This window comes from Pedobacter terrestris (assembly GCF_052343045.1).
Taxonomy (GTDB): domain Bacteria; phylum Bacteroidota; class Bacteroidia; order Sphingobacteriales; family Sphingobacteriaceae; genus Pedobacter.
The window spans coordinates 2593009-2609575 of record NZ_CP180264.1 but is presented as its reverse complement, the minus strand read 5'-3'; the positions used below and the strand labels follow the sequence as shown (position 1 = coordinate 2609575).

General features: G+C 40.8%; 16 protein-coding genes. 12 read left to right on the top strand and 4 right to left on the bottom strand.

Going from position 1 to position 16567, the window contains the following annotated elements:
* Positions 1-38: 38 nt before the first annotated feature.
* The 4 genes from ACJVDH_RS11120 to ACJVDH_RS11105 all read left to right on the top strand — a co-directional run bounded on the left by ACJVDH_RS11120 (position 39) and on the right by ACJVDH_RS11105 (position 4284).
* Positions 39-908 (top strand): PorP/SprF family type IX secretion system membrane protein, encoded by an 870-nt coding sequence (locus ACJVDH_RS11120; protein WP_443943473.1) that lies wholly within the window; start codon positions 39-41, stop codon positions 906-908.
* A 311-nt stretch (positions 909-1219) separates the two neighbouring features.
* Positions 1220-2779, top strand: a complete 1560-nt coding sequence (locus ACJVDH_RS11115; RefSeq protein WP_443943472.1) for a DUF4832 domain-containing protein — start codon at positions 1220-1222, stop codon at positions 2777-2779.
* A 109-nt stretch (positions 2780-2888) separates the two neighbouring features.
* Positions 2889-3170, top strand: coding sequence for a SelT/SelW/SelH family protein (locus ACJVDH_RS11110; protein WP_443943471.1), 282 nt, complete (start codon positions 2889-2891; stop codon positions 3168-3170).
* Positions 3171-3306: 136 nt separating this feature from the next.
* Complete coding sequence (locus ACJVDH_RS11105; RefSeq protein ID WP_443943470.1) at positions 3307-4284, top strand: helix-turn-helix transcriptional regulator; 978 nt, start codon at positions 3307-3309, stop codon at positions 4282-4284.
* Here ACJVDH_RS11105 and ACJVDH_RS11100 read toward each other — a convergent pair.
* The 4 genes from ACJVDH_RS11100 to ACJVDH_RS11085 are packed head-to-tail and all read right to left on the bottom strand — an operon-like array spanning position 4274 to position 7394.
* A complete protein-coding gene (locus ACJVDH_RS11100; RefSeq protein WP_443943469.1) occupies positions 4274-4615 on the bottom strand; it encodes a transcriptional repressor in 342 nt (113 codons plus the stop codon). The genes ACJVDH_RS11105 and ACJVDH_RS11100 overlap by 11 nt on opposite strands.
* Entirely contained in the window at positions 4593-5516 is a 924-nt protein-coding gene (locus ACJVDH_RS11095) for a heme ABC transporter ATP-binding protein (protein ID WP_443943468.1), read from the bottom strand. The genes ACJVDH_RS11100 and ACJVDH_RS11095 overlap by 23 nt, the downstream gene beginning before the upstream one ends.
* Positions 5517-5519: 3 nt before the next feature.
* Positions 5520-6560: a FecCD family ABC transporter permease gene (locus ACJVDH_RS11090; RefSeq protein WP_443943467.1), complete on the bottom strand. Its 1041-nt coding sequence runs from the start codon at positions 6558-6560 to the stop codon at positions 5520-5522.
* Positions 6561-7394, bottom strand: a complete 834-nt coding sequence (locus tag ACJVDH_RS11085; RefSeq protein ID WP_443943466.1) for a heme/hemin ABC transporter substrate-binding protein — start codon at positions 7392-7394, stop codon at positions 6561-6563. It lies immediately after the preceding gene.
* 326 nt (positions 7395-7720) lie between these two features.
* Here ACJVDH_RS11085 and ACJVDH_RS11080 point away from each other — a divergent pair, with 326 nt between their 5' ends.
* From ACJVDH_RS11080 to ACJVDH_RS11045, 8 genes are all read left to right on the top strand, one after another.
* On the top strand, positions 7721-10081 hold the full coding sequence (locus ACJVDH_RS11080) for a TonB-dependent receptor (protein ID WP_443943465.1): 2361 nt from the start codon (positions 7721-7723) through the stop codon (positions 10079-10081).
* A gap of 11 nt (positions 10082-10092) precedes the next feature.
* The gene (locus ACJVDH_RS11075) at positions 10093-10794 is read left to right on the top strand and encodes an HmuY family protein (protein WP_443943464.1); all 702 of its coding nucleotides are present in this window, start codon (positions 10093-10095) and stop codon (positions 10792-10794) included.
* A gap of 13 nt (positions 10795-10807) precedes the next feature.
* Positions 10808-11602 carry an HmuY family protein gene (locus ACJVDH_RS11070; protein WP_443943463.1) on the top strand — a complete coding sequence of 265 codons (795 nt, stop codon included), beginning with the start codon at positions 10808-10810 and terminating at the stop codon, positions 11600-11602.
* A gap of 69 nt (positions 11603-11671) precedes the next feature.
* Positions 11672-12610 (top strand): hypothetical protein, encoded by a 939-nt coding sequence (locus ACJVDH_RS11065; protein ID WP_443943462.1) that lies wholly within the window; start codon positions 11672-11674, stop codon positions 12608-12610.
* A gap of 57 nt (positions 12611-12667) precedes the next feature.
* A complete protein-coding gene (locus ACJVDH_RS11060) occupies positions 12668-13270 on the top strand; it encodes a hypothetical protein (protein ID WP_443943461.1) in 603 nt (200 codons plus the stop codon).
* Between the two features lie 328 nt (positions 13271-13598).
* Positions 13599-14588, top strand: coding sequence for a hypothetical protein (locus ACJVDH_RS11055; RefSeq protein WP_443943460.1), 990 nt, complete (start codon positions 13599-13601; stop codon positions 14586-14588).
* 62 nt (positions 14589-14650) lie between these two features.
* Positions 14651-15214 (top strand): biliverdin-producing heme oxygenase, encoded by a 564-nt coding sequence (locus tag ACJVDH_RS11050; RefSeq protein ID WP_443943459.1) that lies wholly within the window; start codon positions 14651-14653, stop codon positions 15212-15214.
* Positions 15215-15239: 25 nt separating this feature from the next.
* A complete protein-coding gene (locus ACJVDH_RS11045; RefSeq protein WP_443943458.1) occupies positions 15240-16529 on the top strand; it encodes a S41 family peptidase in 1290 nt (429 codons plus the stop codon).
* The last annotated feature ends 38 nt before the right edge of the window (positions 16530-16567 follow it).

The following is a 16567-nucleotide window of genomic DNA, read 5'->3' as shown; positions in this document are numbered from 1 at the left end:
CGTATCAACGCGCTCCGTAAATTATAATCTGACATAAAATGATTAAACATAAAATTTTTGGATTACTGTTGTTTATGCTGCCTGTTGCGGCATGCTTTGCTCAGTTAAATCCATTAACCGCTCAATATTTTAACAATCGGTATTTAATTAATCCTGCGTTTGCAGGTGCACAGCAAGATACCCGGTTAAATATGGTATACCGGAGCCAATGGAACAATATTCCTGGCGCACCAATTACACAAAGTCTAACCCTCGATCATGGTTTTGAAAAAGTTGGACTGGGATTAAATGTTTCCAATGATAAGGCTGGTTTGATTAGGCAAACCAATATTGCTGGAAGTTTTGCGTATCATTTACCACTTGGTGAAACCGATCGCTTAAGTTTTGGTATTTCTATGGGGTTTACAAATCAGAGAATCAACCAGGGCGATATTATCGGCAACCAGGGCGATGTATTGGTTGGCCGTTACAATGATCGGGAAACGTATCTTGATGGCAGTTTTGGCGCGGCATATACCGCATCTAACTTGACGCTTCAGGCTTCGATTCCAAACCTGAAACAAGTTTTTAAACGCGACATTACCTATGCCGATTTAACCAGTTTTTACACGGCGGCCAGTTATAAAATTAATTTGGAAGGAGGTGAAGATGCCAGTTCTGTTGAACCATTGGTTGCGTACAGAGGTGTTTACGGTTATGACAATATGTGGGATGCCGGCGCACAGTTAAATATGTCTGGTCAGCTTTTGCTTTCTACTATTTACCACAGTACAAAAAGTGCCACTTTTGGCGTTGGAATGGATTTCCGCAAAAAATATCTGGTTACTGCACAATACACCTCAAACACTTCGGTGCTTAATAGTTACAGCAACGGCAGTTTCGAATTAAATCTACGCCTACGCTTCTAGGCTAGAAAATAAATTCGTCGCCCAAAAAGATGTTTAGGCGCTCTAAGTTCCTGTTTGGGAGCGGGAAAGGGTATCCATTTGGATGCCCTTTTTTTACGTGGTTTTGTTATTCATCACTTGTATGTACATGCAAATTTGTGCTGTAGTTGCTTAATAAATACAATGTAGTGCTACGTGCATTCGCTTTGGTACCGTTCCCAAAGTTTGGTACCGTTCCCAAAGTAAAATAACTTGTTATCAGTTATTTATCTATTCCTTCCGGCTATATATTTGACTAATTCTAACCATTTCTAATCAAATTATGAGTCACTATGAAAAAACAAAACTTCATTTTGCTGTTGCTCGCCTGTGCGGGTTTGGGTTGTACAAAAACTGAGCTGGAAACAACCAAACCTGAGTTAAAAGGCCAGATTACCGCTACTGCCGATCCAAACATCAGCGGAAATACCATTGTTACGGTAGAACCCGATTCTGTAAAAATGTTGCGGAATCCTTTAACCGGATGGGCACTTTATGGCAGTGCAGGCGTAACTGCCGATTTTTGGAGCGTTCTCGAAAATATTACCGTTCCGGGATTAGCCAATCCAATCAAAGCGGCAGATTATGCCAACATTTTGTACATCCGTTCTGGGTGGGCAGATTTTGAGCCTACAGAAGGTCAGTATGCCTGGGACAATAATGCAACCATTAAAATGTTAATCGACGGAGCAAAGGCCCGCGGATTAAAACTGGCATTCAGAATTGTAGTAGATAGCAGAGATAAACCTCGTGATTTTACGCCCTCTTTTGTACGCGATGCCGGCGCACAAGGATATTACACGCAAACCGGAAGCAAAACCGTTTGGTCGCCATATCCTGATGATCCCATTTTTCAACAGAAATATGCCAATTTTATCCAAGCTTTTGCCGCAAAATTTAATGATCCGGATGTGGTCGATTTTGTAGATGGTTATGGCCTCGGCAAATGGGGAGAAGCGCATACCGTATTGTATCTGGATGTAAACAATCGTGCTTCAGTGTTCAATTGGATTACAGATTTGTATACCCAATACTTCACAAAAGTGCCTTTAGCCATTAATTATCACCGCCTTATTGGAACCACACAAGGCTGGGGCGGACCAGATGCAAACAGTAAACCTTTATTGGTAAGCGCCTTTAATAAAGGTTACATGTTGCGGCAAGATGCTTTCGGTATGACTACCTATTATGCAAACTGGGAGCGAAACATGGCGTCTCAAAATTTCCCAAATCGTCCAATCATTTGTGAAGGTGGCTGGTTGCATAATGGAAACGGTTATCTGGCAGATCCGCGCGGTTATCAGAACTGGGGAGATGTTTGGCAAGGTGAGTATGACGATGCCATGAATGCGCGGGTAAATGTAATGGATTTAAGAGACATAAAAGAGGCCAGATCCTGGTTTGGAGATGCTTATTCTTTAGTAAATAAATTCATCGCCCTTGGCGCTTACAGATTATATCCGGATCAGTTGTCACTTCCTGCAGCAGTAAATAAGACCGTTCCAATTAAAATTGCGCACCGCTGGAAAAATCTCGGCATTGGTTTCTGCCCAACAAATCTTCCGCAATGGAATCAGAAGTATAAAGTTGCTTTCGCTTTGCTGGATAAAACAACGCTGGAAGTCAAATACACTTTTGTAGATACCAATACAGATTTATCCAAATGGCTCAAAGAAGCACCAACCAGCTATGAGTTTAGTCCGGCTTTACAAAATGTAACCAACGGCGATTATACTTGGGCAGTTGCATTGGTCGATGTAACCAAAAACAACCAGAAAGGATTAGATATTTCTGCAAAAAACAATATCACAACTACAGGCTGGCTAAAATTGATGGATGTTTCCGTAAATTAATTTATTAGTCCGATAAAACCTGGCGATAGATAACTCTATATCTATTGCCGGGTTTTGTTGTTTTAGCTGTATTGCGTGTTAAACTGTAAAAGGTTAACTTTCCATCCATATGAAACCAACTATAACCATAGAATATTGTCCGAAATGCGGATGGATGCTGCGTTCAGCGTATATGGCGCAAGAATTACTGACGACATTTAGCGATGAATTGAATGGCGTGACCTTAAAGCCAAGTGAAACTGGCGGGAGTTTTCTAATTTCTGTTGATGAAAAACTGGTATTTGACCGGAAAGAAATCGGGCGTTTTCCTGAAATAAAGGAGTTAAAACAATTGATCCGCGATTGGGTAAGCCCCGATAAAAATCTAGGCCATTCCGATAAAAAAGGCTAAGCGACAATCATCTGCCGCCATGTACAATTTTTAACCTTCCTTTGATTATTTTTGTTTAGAATGAATATAAATAATACGTATATTCGCAAACTAATCGGGTTTCACCGATAACCAAAATATCTAAACCTCTTGGAAAATGATTGTAAGTGCGCGAATAGAACATCATAAAGATTTTCTTTTTAGGGAAGAGATACCAGACAAATACATCCCCGATCATCGCCTGTCTGAGAAAATATTAACAATAAAAGAAGCGCCGATAGGGATTAACACCTATCAGTTATCAACCAACGGATTGTTTCTGGTGTATTCAGAAATGAAATTTGACGAAACTACCCGGATTTTAACCGAAGTAAGTGGCGAGGCGATTACCAGTCAGTTCATCCTCAGTAAAGAAAATCCGCTGGCCAATAAAAAAGGAAACTTTGGTTATGGGCACAGTCGGCACAATATCCGCTATATTCCCTCTTCAAATGAAAGCTACGAAGTACGGCCAAATGTAGAGTTTGTATATTTCATGATTGTGCTCTCTAAAGACTATTATTTTAATCTTGTCGATTTATATTCGCCGCTGCATGAGCATTTTATGCAGGAAATGCAAAAAGGCAAATCGGCATCTTTTGGCGAGCAGGATTTGTATGCAACGCATGAAATGCGGCGAACAATAGAAGCCATCAGGGCATGTAAGCAAGAAGGTGAGTTGAAACGTTTATTTACAGATGCACGTATAACCGAACTGATTTTCTTTCAACTGGAACAATTTAGTCAGCATGCAGACAACGAACGCGATGATTTAATTGAGCGCGATATTCCACGTTTAGAAGAAGCACGCGAAATACTGGAGCAACAATACATTGATCCACCTACGCATAAACAACTGTCTAAAATGGTATTGCTTAACGAATTTAAACTCCGTAATGGATTTAAAAAGTACTTTGGCAGCACCATTTACGATTACATTACACGACTTAGAATGGAAATGGCGAAAAAGCTGATTATCGAAGAACGCAAGAATATGTATGAAGTAGGGATGTATGTGGGTTTTAAACATCAGGCCAGTTTTACCAATGCCTTTAAAAAATACTACGGCATTTTGCCGAGTGAAATTAAGGTATAATCCGATAATGCGTTAATCCGTTTTTATCTGTTTGCACAATAAGAAGATTGGCTTTTGCCAGCGTTTTAAGATTCAGGTATACACAGCTGATGCTGATTGGGCAGTTGTCTTTTTTCAGTTCCAGAAATAAGTCTTCTGCTGTGATGTAACGCTTCTGCATGCATAATTTCTCGGCAATTAGAAATCGTTTGGGCAAAAAAAGTAGATTATTCTGTTTACAATACGCGGCTATTTTATGCAAAATTGCTGTTGTAGGATGTAAAACATCCGCACGGTTCAGGAGCACATCAGTACTTGGTAAAAGTTGGTTAAACTTCAGCTGTCTTTCCATAAGATTCGTTTTTGTTGGTAGGTGAGGGGATTTTAAGATGTTCATTTTGGCTGCATTCGCCTGAGGGCGGTGTACTTTCAGCCAATTGTGCTTTTATGTTTGAGTTGAATACCGATGCATCTAAAACAATTTCTTGCGGAACGACAACGGTTTTTAAACTCCTCGGATCTGTATGAACCAAAGCATGAACGGAAAAAGCTGTGTACATATGTTTTGGTGTTAAAACTTCGGACGGAGAACCGTCCCACCATTTTCTGCCGTCTTTCATCATAATTAATCGGTTGGCGTATTGCGCGGCCAGATTTACATCATGTAGCACCATAATGATGATAAAGCCTTTTTTTGCCAGCGCTTTAGAAATCGCGAGGGTTTGATGTTGAAACTGCAAATCCATATTGTTGAGTGGTTCATCCAACAAAAGCAATGCATTTGAGCTATTCCAAACCTGGGCAAGTGTACGGGCAAGATGTACACGTTGCTGCTCGCCGCCAGAGAGCTGTAAAATGGATCGGTCTTTCAAATCCCAGAGGCCACAAATCTGCAAAGTTTCGTTTAACGCTGTTTCGTCGCTTTCTGCGGGTCTGTTTTTGTATTGTCCGTAGCGGCCCATCATTACAACTTCTTCTACAGTAAAACCAATATTAAGGGTATTTTGTTGTTGCAACATTGCACGTCTGGTTGCAAGATGCCTGCGCGGATGATTTTCAAGTGCTTCTCCATCCAGCATAATCCGTCCGCTGCTCGCTTTGCGTTCTCCGGAAATGATACGCATCAGTGTTGATTTTCCGGCACCATTTGCACCCAGAATCGCGATGATTTCTCCAGCTTTGGCGCTAAAAGAAATATCGCGAAGCAGAAAACGCTTATTTACCTGATAACTGACCGATTCTACTCTAAGCATATTTTAATGGATTAATTTCTTTTTATCGCGGATAAGGATATATAAAAATATAGGTGTTCCGAGCAACGCCGTTACAACACCAATTGGCAGTTCAATTGGTTGAACAATCAATCGTGAAATCAAATCAGAAACTGTGAGTACCAATGCACCCAGCAGGGCAGAAGCTGGCAATACAAAACGGTGGTTTACACCGCCAAGCAAACGCACCAAATGCGGCACCAACAGACCTACAAAACCAATAATGCCCGAAACAGAAACCGACGCACCAACCGCCATTGTGGACAAAAGTACTACGCATCCTTTAATCCAATCGGGATTTAATCCAATCATTTCTGCTTGTCTTTCGCCTATAGCAAATACATTTAAACCTTTGCTGAAGAACGGAAGACCGACTAATGCGATTACAACGAACGGCGCAATGCAACTTACATTTTGCCAGGATGCACCGCTTAAACTACCCAACATCCAAAATGTAATGCTACGCAATTGCTGCTCATCGGCCAGATAACTGACCAATCCGGTTAGTGCGCCTGCCAGTGCGTTTATGGCAATGCCAACCAATAACATGGTTACTACATTTGCTTTTCCATTGCTTTTAGATAGATTGTAAACCAGTAATGCTGAGACTGCTGCGCCAACAAATGCGCCCAGTGCCAAAAGGTAATAGCCTAAAACCTGGCTCATGGTAGAAAACCACAGCGTCTCAAAAGCAATAATGACCACAGCCATTAAAGAAGCACCAGAAGAAATGCCAATTAAACCTGGCTCTGCCAACGGATTGCGGAATATTCCTTGAATTGCGGCACCGGAGATTCCCAGAGCAGCACCAACGAGAAGCGCCATGAGTAACCGGGGCAAACGAATCATCAGTACAACACCTTCATTTACCGGATCAATAGATAACGAAGATTTGAAACCTGCAGATTTAGCCAGAATGGCAATAACTTCGGCAAAAGAAATTTGCATGGCGCCCAAAGCCAGCGCAGCTACAATGGTTAAACCTAAAACAAAAAACAGGAAAATATAAATTAGAGTATGGCGCATTTAATGGATTTGAAAATTTAGCGCTTTAATAGCGTCTGGTAAACGTGTACTAAAATTGATCAGTAGTGGACCATCCATATCTACAATTTTTTTATTCTTGCCGGCATTGGTGTATTGAACGCCGGGCATTTGCAAAATGGCTTCCTTACCGCCAAGGCTGCTTATGCCAAAATCAAACATTAAAATCACATCCGGATTGCTTTTTATCAGGGCTTCGGAGCTGTAGGGTTTAAATTCGTTAAATTCCTGAATGGCATTTTTGCCGCCGGCAAGTTTTATAATTGCATCCAAACTGCTGCCTTTACCTGCAACATTCATTGTACCTGCACCACGGGCATAAATGAACAATACTTTGGGCAATTTTGTATTTTTTTTGGACTGGGCTAATGCACTTTCTAGTCGGCGCGCTGTAGCATTCGCCAGTATTTCGCCTTTTTCAATTGTATTTGTTGCGGCTGCAATTTGCCTGATAAATTTTAACGCACCTTTCGCAGAATATTCTTGAGTAATCTGAACCACACGAATACCGAGCGATTTGAATTGCTCCAGGTTTTCTTTAGAAAGGTCGCCAGATGGCGCAAGAATTAAATCGGGGCGAAAAGCGGCAATACTTTCTGCAGATAGCGAGCGATTACGGCTAACTCTCGGTAGTCGCTTGATATTCTCCGGATATTCGCTGGTTACATCTACAGCAACAATGTTTTTGCCCAGTCCGAGTGCATTTACGGTTTCACTAATTGCGGCACTCAGTGTCACAATCCTTTTCGGTTGCGCAAAGCTGCAAAAGCATAGCGAAACCAAACAACACAACACCAGAATTCTTTTTCTCATCATCAGGATTTTCCTTTTGTTTCAACAAAACAACTCTTTAATTATACTAATTACAAATAGCTGACTGCTTTCTAGTTAGTTTTTGAAATAACCTAAAGGTATTTGTATATTTTTTAATTGTTTGATATATAGTGTTTTGTGATCTGTTTTTCGCTCATGTGTTTCTTCGTCTTGCTGAAAAAAATACGGATTGAACAAATTAAAATACGGATTGCACAAAACTAAATACGGATTGCACAAACCAATTGTGCAGACGATTACGGATGTTTGTATCGGTCTTATTTAGAATGATTAAAAATAACAAATGGATAAGATTTTACGATTGATACATGAAAACCTTAAATATTTTGCTAATCCTGTCTGTTCTTTCTTTCAAAATACATGCGCAATCTTTCGGTGGCTTGCGTTGCGTGGTTACAGAAGGGAATGGTAAAGCTTTACCCGGTGCAACAATCCGTTTAGAGCCAGACAGGCATCTGGCAGAAACAGATCAAAACGGTAGTTATGTATTTAAGAAAGTTTATGCCGGAACTTATCAGGTTTTTGTGCAAATGATCGGGCATCAATCTTTTGAAGGTAAAGTAAATATCATTTCTAATCAAACCGCCACTTTAAAAGTAAAACTTGTTGCGGCAGAGCATCAGCTGGATGAAGTAGAAATTGCGAAAAGGCGAGAAAGTCCGGATAACCTGATGCGTTTAGAACGCAGTGCGATGCCCGTAACGGTAATTACGCGCAGAACCATTGAGTTGATGGGTAGCAGAAGGCTGGATGAAGTTTTAAAAGAACAAACCGGAATTGCCATTGTAAACAATATTTCTGGTGGAGCACGCTCTGTTGGCGTTCAGATGCAAGGGTTTAGCAGCGAATATGTTATGGTATTAATAGACGGACAACCAATGGTTGGCCGGAATAATGGAAATTTTGATCTTTCCAGAATCAGCGTAAGCAATATCGAAAGGATAGAAATTTTAAAAGGCGCCTCATCTTGTCTTTTCGGTAGTGAGGCACTTGGAGGCGCAATTAACATCATCACCAGGCATGGCGCAATAGAACCTCAAGGCATGGCTTCTGTAGCCTACGGAAGTTTAAATATTGTAGATGCCACTTTAGAAGGCGAAACGCCTTTTGCCAGTCAGCGGGGCTCTGCAAATTTTTCTGCCAATTACTACCACAGTGACGGTTTTAATACCAATCCGAAATATATACAGGCCGGTACAACCGCGCCGCCTTATGATAATTATGCTTTGCAAGGTAGATTTCGTTACCAGTTGAGTAAAAATGGAACGTTAGGCGTTAGCGGCCGTTTTGGTTTGCGTAAATCTTTTATGGAGAAGGATTTCGGGCTGGGGATTATTTCTGGTGATAACCAAGACGAGCAAGAAATAAATCTTTCTGCAAGCTACGATTACAATTTTAGATCTGGCTTACGCAGTATGACACGCTATTACTTTACCGATTTTCAATCAGACGTACATGTAAATTGGGAACAAACCAATTCTACCGTAACGAATGATGTGTTTAAACAAAACCTCCACCGCTTTGAACAGCAGTTTGCTTATGGTTTTTCAGATAATTTAAAATTTACCGGTGGTTTTGGTGGAAGTCACGAAACCATGAACGATCAATCTTTAACTGCTCCGGGTGCTTTGAATACTGCATTTATTTATGCGCAAGGCGATTGGAAGATCAACGATAAACTGGGTGCTGTTGGTGGTTTACGATATGATTATACCAATTCTTACAGCGGTAAAGTAAACCCAAGTTTCGGCCTGCAATACCAGCTTCTACCAAAATTAACGTTGAAAGCCGGAGTAGGTACAGGTTTCAAAGCACCAGATTTTAAAACCCGTTATCTGGTGTTCTACAATCCGGTGGCTAATTATTTGGTCATAGGAAACGAAGTTTTGCGCAGCACCTTAACGCAATTGCAGAATCAAGGTCAGATTAGCGAAATCAGACAATATTTGCTGAATTCTTTGGATCAAAACCTCCAAGCAGAACGAAGCACCTCTCTCAATGCTGGCTTTGTCTGGAATGCGGGGAAAGGCCTGAAAATTGAAGGTGGCGTTTTCTACCATCAACTCCGCAACCAGCTCAACAGCATTCAAATTGCTACAGGCAGCAACAACAGAATTATTTACACCTATCAGAATTTGCCAAAAGCTGTAAACAAAGGTATTGATGCATCGGTGAAGCTCAGTCCTTTAAAAAGTCTGGAAATCAGTATGGGATATCAGTATCTGATTGCTAAAGATTTAAGCGTACTGGATAGCATCCGTCAGGGCAATTATCCTTACAACCAGAATATCCACGATCCAAAAACCGGAAATTCTTATCCCGTTAGCACTTCAGATTACTGGGGGATAGAAAACAGATCGAGGCATATGGTCAATTTTCAGGCATTTTATGAATACCGGCCGCTTGATTTAAGCATTACCGGAAGGGTAAATTATCGTGGAAAATATCCGTTTGGAGACAGCAACGGCAATCAGTTTATCGACCGGTATGACACTTTTGTAAATGGTTTCTTTCTGATCAATGCATCCATAGAAAAGAAACTCTGGAAAAGGCATTTTTCTATTCGCGTAACCGCCGATAACATTATGAATTACACAGATATGCTCATGCCCGGACAGCCGGGAAGGGTAATACTTGCCGGATTGACGTATCGCTTTTTTAAAGATTAAACTAAAGAGTTATGAAAATAAACAGACTAATCTTTCTACTGTGTATTGTTGCCGCCATGTTGTTTGGTTGTTCTAAAGATGCAGAAGATCCGACATCACTTTTGCAGGATGGAAGCAGTACGGTAATCAGCGATTTGGCTGGAGATACAGAAGCATCTATGTCTACAAACACGCCAGGCAAAGTACAACGCGATTTTTATACTTTTTTATTCCGCTTTAGCGATCAGAAACAAATCTGGATTCGTACGGCAGCAGATTCTGCACAATGGTTAAAAACCAAAAACTGGGATATTGCTTTTACCGGCCCGTACAATAGCGAAGTGTATGTGAATGATAAAAACTATATGTACAATCCGGGTTATGGTGGCTCGGCAGAAAGTAAAGTCGTGATGTTGCCACAATCTTATGATTCGGTAACCGATGCGCCAACCGATGCACAATTTAATGCAAGTGATATGACCAAAATTGGCTGGGCAGTAAGTGACGGCACAAGCGGATGGTTTTACTACAGTTTAAATACACACATTATGCAAGCCGTTCCAAACCGCTGTTATGCCATTCGCCTGCCAGACGGAAAGTACGCAAAACTACAATTGATTAGTGTGTATAAAGGCAATCCACCGGCGGTAACAGACTTAAACTGGCCCGCGCCATATTTAACCTTCAGGTATTACGCACAGCAGGATGGAAGCCGCAATTTGAGAACTAAATAAAAACAAACACATTATGAATAAGAATGACCAGATAAACCCACAGAAGAAATACATAAACATGAAAACCTCCATTTTTATACTACTCATTGCGGTATGCACTTTTGGCTGTAAAAAATCGGATGTGATAGAGCCAGAACCAGAAGTAACAGAACCTACAACTACCATTGCCTACAATAAGTTGCTGCGTGTAGAAAATTTTGCAGCGACCTTAACAGATGATGCAACCACAACACCGCCAACTATATATTTTAGTCTGGAAGGCAAAGCTGCAGTAACTACAGATTATGCAAAAACCAACCGGTGGGACGTTGCTTTCGGCGGGCTTTACAATAGTTTTCTTAGCGGAAACAATGGCAGCGCAACAACCAATTATGGTTATGGAACCAGCGGAAAAGGCGGCATATTAATTCTGGAACAAGCTTTTGATGATGTAACAGATGTGCCTGCTGATGCTCTTTTTAAAACCGGGAAAGATGTGGTTGGTACAGACGATGCCGGAGATTATGGTGTTGGAATGGGCTGGTACCTCTACGATTTTAACGGATTAAAAGTTGGAGACGGCAGTTACGATAAACAACATGTAGCCTACGCACTGTCTACAGCTTTAACCCTCGCCAACGGAACGGTTATAAAACCACGTACCATTGTAGTGAAAACAGCAAAAGGAAATTACGCAAAAATTAAAATGATAAGCTGCTATAAAGATGCATTTACATTGGCACAATGGAGCAGAGATGTGCCTCATATGTATTTCACTTTTGAATATGTTTTGGTGCCTGCCGGAAGTACAAAATTTGAAATTAAATAATCCTTTACATCAACAATCTACCAGAAAAACAACATTCAACAATTAAAAGGAAAACACAAAGTTAAACAGATGAAAAAAAATTACCTCATCATTCTTGCCCTCATCCTAATGGTAACCGGAATTACCGCCTGTAAAAAAACAATCGGCCTTGATCCGTTACCAGCAAATCTCATTACACAATTCAAAGTTTCATCATTAGATGGCGACATATATGGCGCTATTACAGAAAGTGATAAAACCATTACCGTTTACCTCCCGGCTTACTTCAAGCTAAGCGTTATTGATCCTGAAATAAAAGTATCTACAGGTGCAACACTTAAAACAGAAGTAATTCCGGTAGCATTAACCAACACGACAACAACATATACCGTTGTTGGTGCAGATCAAAGTACAAGCACCTATAAACTGAAGATTGTTGTGCAACAGGAAACGCCACTGTATATATCTTCTCAAACAGCAGAATATAGTGCACCGTACACATCGCTTACTGTAGGCGGAAATTTCTACGCTGCAAATATGGATGATATTCATGTTACGATGGTAAACGCAGCAGGGCAGGAAACAGCAGAGTTACAACCGTATCTTTTTGGTAAAACTTATGTTTCTGAAGGCGGACTTTACTACTTAAACGGACTCGCTATTCCTGCAACTATCGCAGAAGGAAGCTATTATGTAAAAGTTCGGGTGTTTGGTTTAACCGCAACCGGCACTACGCCATTAGAAATTAAATTCCGACAACCTGGACTAAACATCACCACAATTACTGCAAAAGCAGGAGCGAATTTTACATTTTTCCCAACTACAGGTACTATTTTTAAAAATTTCACCTCATTAACCGGAGTAATAGATGGTGTAACCTACAATTTTCCAATTGTATCACAAAGTGAAACAACGGCAACAGCCAGTGTTCCAACAAATTTAGCCCCTGGCCGATATTTGGTCACCTTAACCGGCACCTTTACAGGTTTTGCAAATGCCTCAGTAACGGCCTTACTGGTAACAGAATAATCCGGGGATTGCATCCCTAAAATATATATAAATACACATCTTTTAAATTTAAACCACATGAAAAAAACAATCAAATTTTTGAGCCTTTTAGCTGTAACAGCAATCTTAGCAACCTCTTGTAAAAAAGACACTGCAGAAACTCCAAGCCAGTTGTCTTTAACTGGTACTAAAGCTGCTGTTGTAGGAACTGTATATACCGGAAACTTTACAACACCACTTTCGGCAACGCCAGGTTCAACTGGAAACTGGGGCACAACATATTTTGATCTGGAAAACAACGCAACTGTAGCAAGCGGTGGCCAGGCCTTATTTAATGGCGCTTGGGACGGCGTAATTAACGCAGGTTCTGGTTATACTTTGGCTTATGTTGATATTGCAAGCAGTCCAGCTTTATCGGCAGTTTCACTTACCGATGTAGAAGAAGCTACAAACGTTACTTCTTTAGGTTATAATACACCTGGACCAGGATGGTATGTTTACAGTTTAGATACACACGCAAACTCTAAAGTACCTGGCCGTTATGTAGTAATTTACGCTGGTTCTTTCATTGGCGAAGGCGCTGTTTATGTTACTCAATTAAATACTATTGGCACTGTAGCTGATGGAACAACAGGAAAATTCTTTGGAACTGTATCTTTCAATTTCAAAAAAGTAAACTAATTAACCCTATGGCTTGATAGATAACTACGAAGAACGGAGGCCTAAACCGTCAAAACTTAAGCTCCATTCTACGCAGATCAGATCGGGCCACATGAAGCAAACCCGGATTATTACCTGAATAACCAGGTGCGAAATTATAAAAAATAATCGCATCTGGTTATTTATACCCTCAATCATTTTATTCAGATACGAAAAATGGACAAGGGAAATTACCTTCAATCTGGAAGATTATCAGCATAAAAAAACGTCATAATCAAGTGTTAAACTTGGTCTACCTACGGCAAAATCATTCGATAAACAACAGAGTTGAACGCAAAACAGCATTAAAATGAAAAATAAATACTTTCAATACTTTTTGACCAAGATTTCCATTTTGGTTCTCATCTTGGCTTTAAATGCCTGTAAGAAAGAATATACCGATTTTCCATATAATAAAATCGAAAGCTTTAGTATCAAAACAAGCGATGGTAGTACACTTAGCGCCAGTATTTTTGGGCAGGATATTATGGTCTATTGGCCACCATTTCAAGAAGTCCCGGCAAGTATCAGTCCGGCAATTTCTGTTTCCGAGCGGGCTACTGTTAATCCAGCTTCAGGAACAAGCGTTGCTTTTACAGAAGCAACAACCTTTAAAGTTACCGCAGAAGATGGAACGATAAGTACCTATAATTTAAAACCTGTATTTACACAACCAGATTTTAATTCTTTTACATTAACCGGTAGCAGCGTATTTGGAACCACTAATTTATTCAGAATCAATTCTACAATTGTGGTGCGTACAACGGATTATTTAATTGCCGACACCAGCAAAACACACGTATATCTTGAAGCAACCAACGGAAAGCGTTATCAAATGCCTGTAAGTTCGGTAACCTCAACACGGGTAACCAGCACTGTGGCTACCGCGAACACTTTTCCACCGATAGGTACAGAATTTAAAGTAACTGTGGTTTCTGGAATTAAAAGTGTAACCGGAACAACAAATTACGTAATGGCTCCCGCAGCACCAACAATGGCACTCACCTTGTTTGCCGCACAAACGGTACAACGCGGTGGTTCATTTACTTTAACCGGAGTTGGAGACGCAAGTTATTTTACAGCCGCCAGTTTAGCAACCAGTAGTACAGGTACCTATTACCCGTTGACAATTTCTGCCAGAAACGGCAACTCAATCACATTTACCATTCCTTCAGATTTTCCTACAGGAACTTACCAGTACTTTAAATACAGTTACACTGCCGATACTTATCATGCCGCGGCAACAGACGTTGTTCTGGCCATCACAGCAAGTACTAGGCGGATTACCGTTACTCAGTAAAAAACATATACATCTACCTATTTCAAACTAACAAATACAAACGAACATTAATTCAGCATGCTATGTTAAGTACAAACATTAAAGAAGCCACAAAAGCGGCACACCAGGATTTAGAGAAAAAAGTGGTTTTAAAATTGAAAGCCATCCGCAGCAATGCAGATTACGCAGATTTGTTGAAACATTTCTATGCGTATTTTGGCGCGGTAGAAGAAGCCATTGCACATTTTATCACTATTGATGTTCTACCTGATTATTTAGACCGCCGCCATGCAAGTGCTTTGAAACAGGATATTGAATCTCTGGGTGGTGATGCGTCAGATCTTCCTGAAGTTTCCATTCCGGAAATTACCAATATTTTGCAAGCCTTGGGTGCACTGTATGTGATGGAAGGTTCTATTATGGGAGGAAGCATTATTGTGCAGATGCTGGCAAAAGGCGGCATTACCGAAGGGGTTTCTTTCTTCTCAGGTTATGGCGCCGCCACAGGTGAAATGTGGGGCAAATTTGTTGGTGTCATGAATGCAAATGGCCAGACAGAAACCCAGCAACAAGAGGTAATAGATTCAGCAAATGATACATTTGCGCAATTTTCTGAAGTTTTTGGTGCGGTAAAAGTTTTTCAATAGCTTTAGCATTAAAAAAGGAAACTCTGTGAAACGCATTAAATATTTACCTCTTGTTATTTTTATTTTAGTTCTTGCTTTTACAGGATGTAAAAAGGATCAGGAAGAAGGTGAAGCCGTTGAAGAAATTGTTTCGCCAACAACCGGAACCCGGAAGCAGTTCACGTTGGATTCAATTTTTCTTTATGCCAAACAGGTTTATTTGTGGAATGATGCTTTGCCTACGTATGCCGTTTTTGATCCGCGTACAAAATACGGCAACACCACATCAGATCTGACCGCATTTAATACCGAGTTATTTGATATTACACAACTTAAAATCAACACATCAACCGGCTTGCCTTACGAGTATCGGGGCGTGGCAGGTGTGCCAAAGTACTCTTACCTTGTTGCGGGCGTAAGCAGCGGCGGCCAGGTTGCCGGATTGACTGATGCCATTGCAGTCAATCCGATTACTTTAACGTCTTCCATCACCGCAGGCACTTCTCAAGTAGGTTATATTGTACTTTCCTCTTTTCCGAAACTCGCTGAATCTCAAAGCTATTTAGACGATACATTTAGTAAACTCGCTGCGGCATCCGTTACCGATCTGGTGGTTGATATGCGCAGCAACGGCGGTGGATATGTAGAAACTGCAGAATATATTGCCAACCTGATTGGGTCTTCATCTTTAAACGGAAAGAAAATGTATTCGGAGCAATTTAATGCGCAAATGCAAAACGATCAGGCACTAATTTTACGGCATCAGCCTTATCTGGATGCAAATGGCAAATCTGTAACATACCAGGGGCGCCCGGCAACAATGGCCGATGTAGATTTTACAGAAGCAGCTAACACATACAACTTTAGTAAGAAAGGAACTCTGGATAATCTTAAGAGTGTTTATTTTATCGTTTCCGGAAGTACAGCATCTGCAAGTGAATTGCTTATAAACTGCTTAAAACCGTATATGAACGTTAAACTTGCCGGAACTAAAACCTATGGAAAACCAGTGGGTTTTTTTGGCGTAGTGGTGGATAAATATACGGTATACATGTCTAGCTTCTTGTTGAAAAACGGCAGCGGCTCTGGTGATTATTTTAATGGTATGGCAGTGGATTTATCGGTGGTAGCCGATGGCGCTTATCCGCTTGGCGACGTACGCGAAGCCTGCCTGAAGAAAGTTTTAGACGATATTGCTGCGGGCGGAAATACAAAAACTTCTCTGGTAATTGCCGATCGCCTAAGTACGCTTAAAACCGGATCTTCTTCTGCTGCACCTGCTGTCGCAAATGCCGAAACTCTATTTATTGAAAACCGATTAAAAGTAAAACCTTAATCGCACTGCGCGGCAATACCCGTAAAGCATTTTCTGCT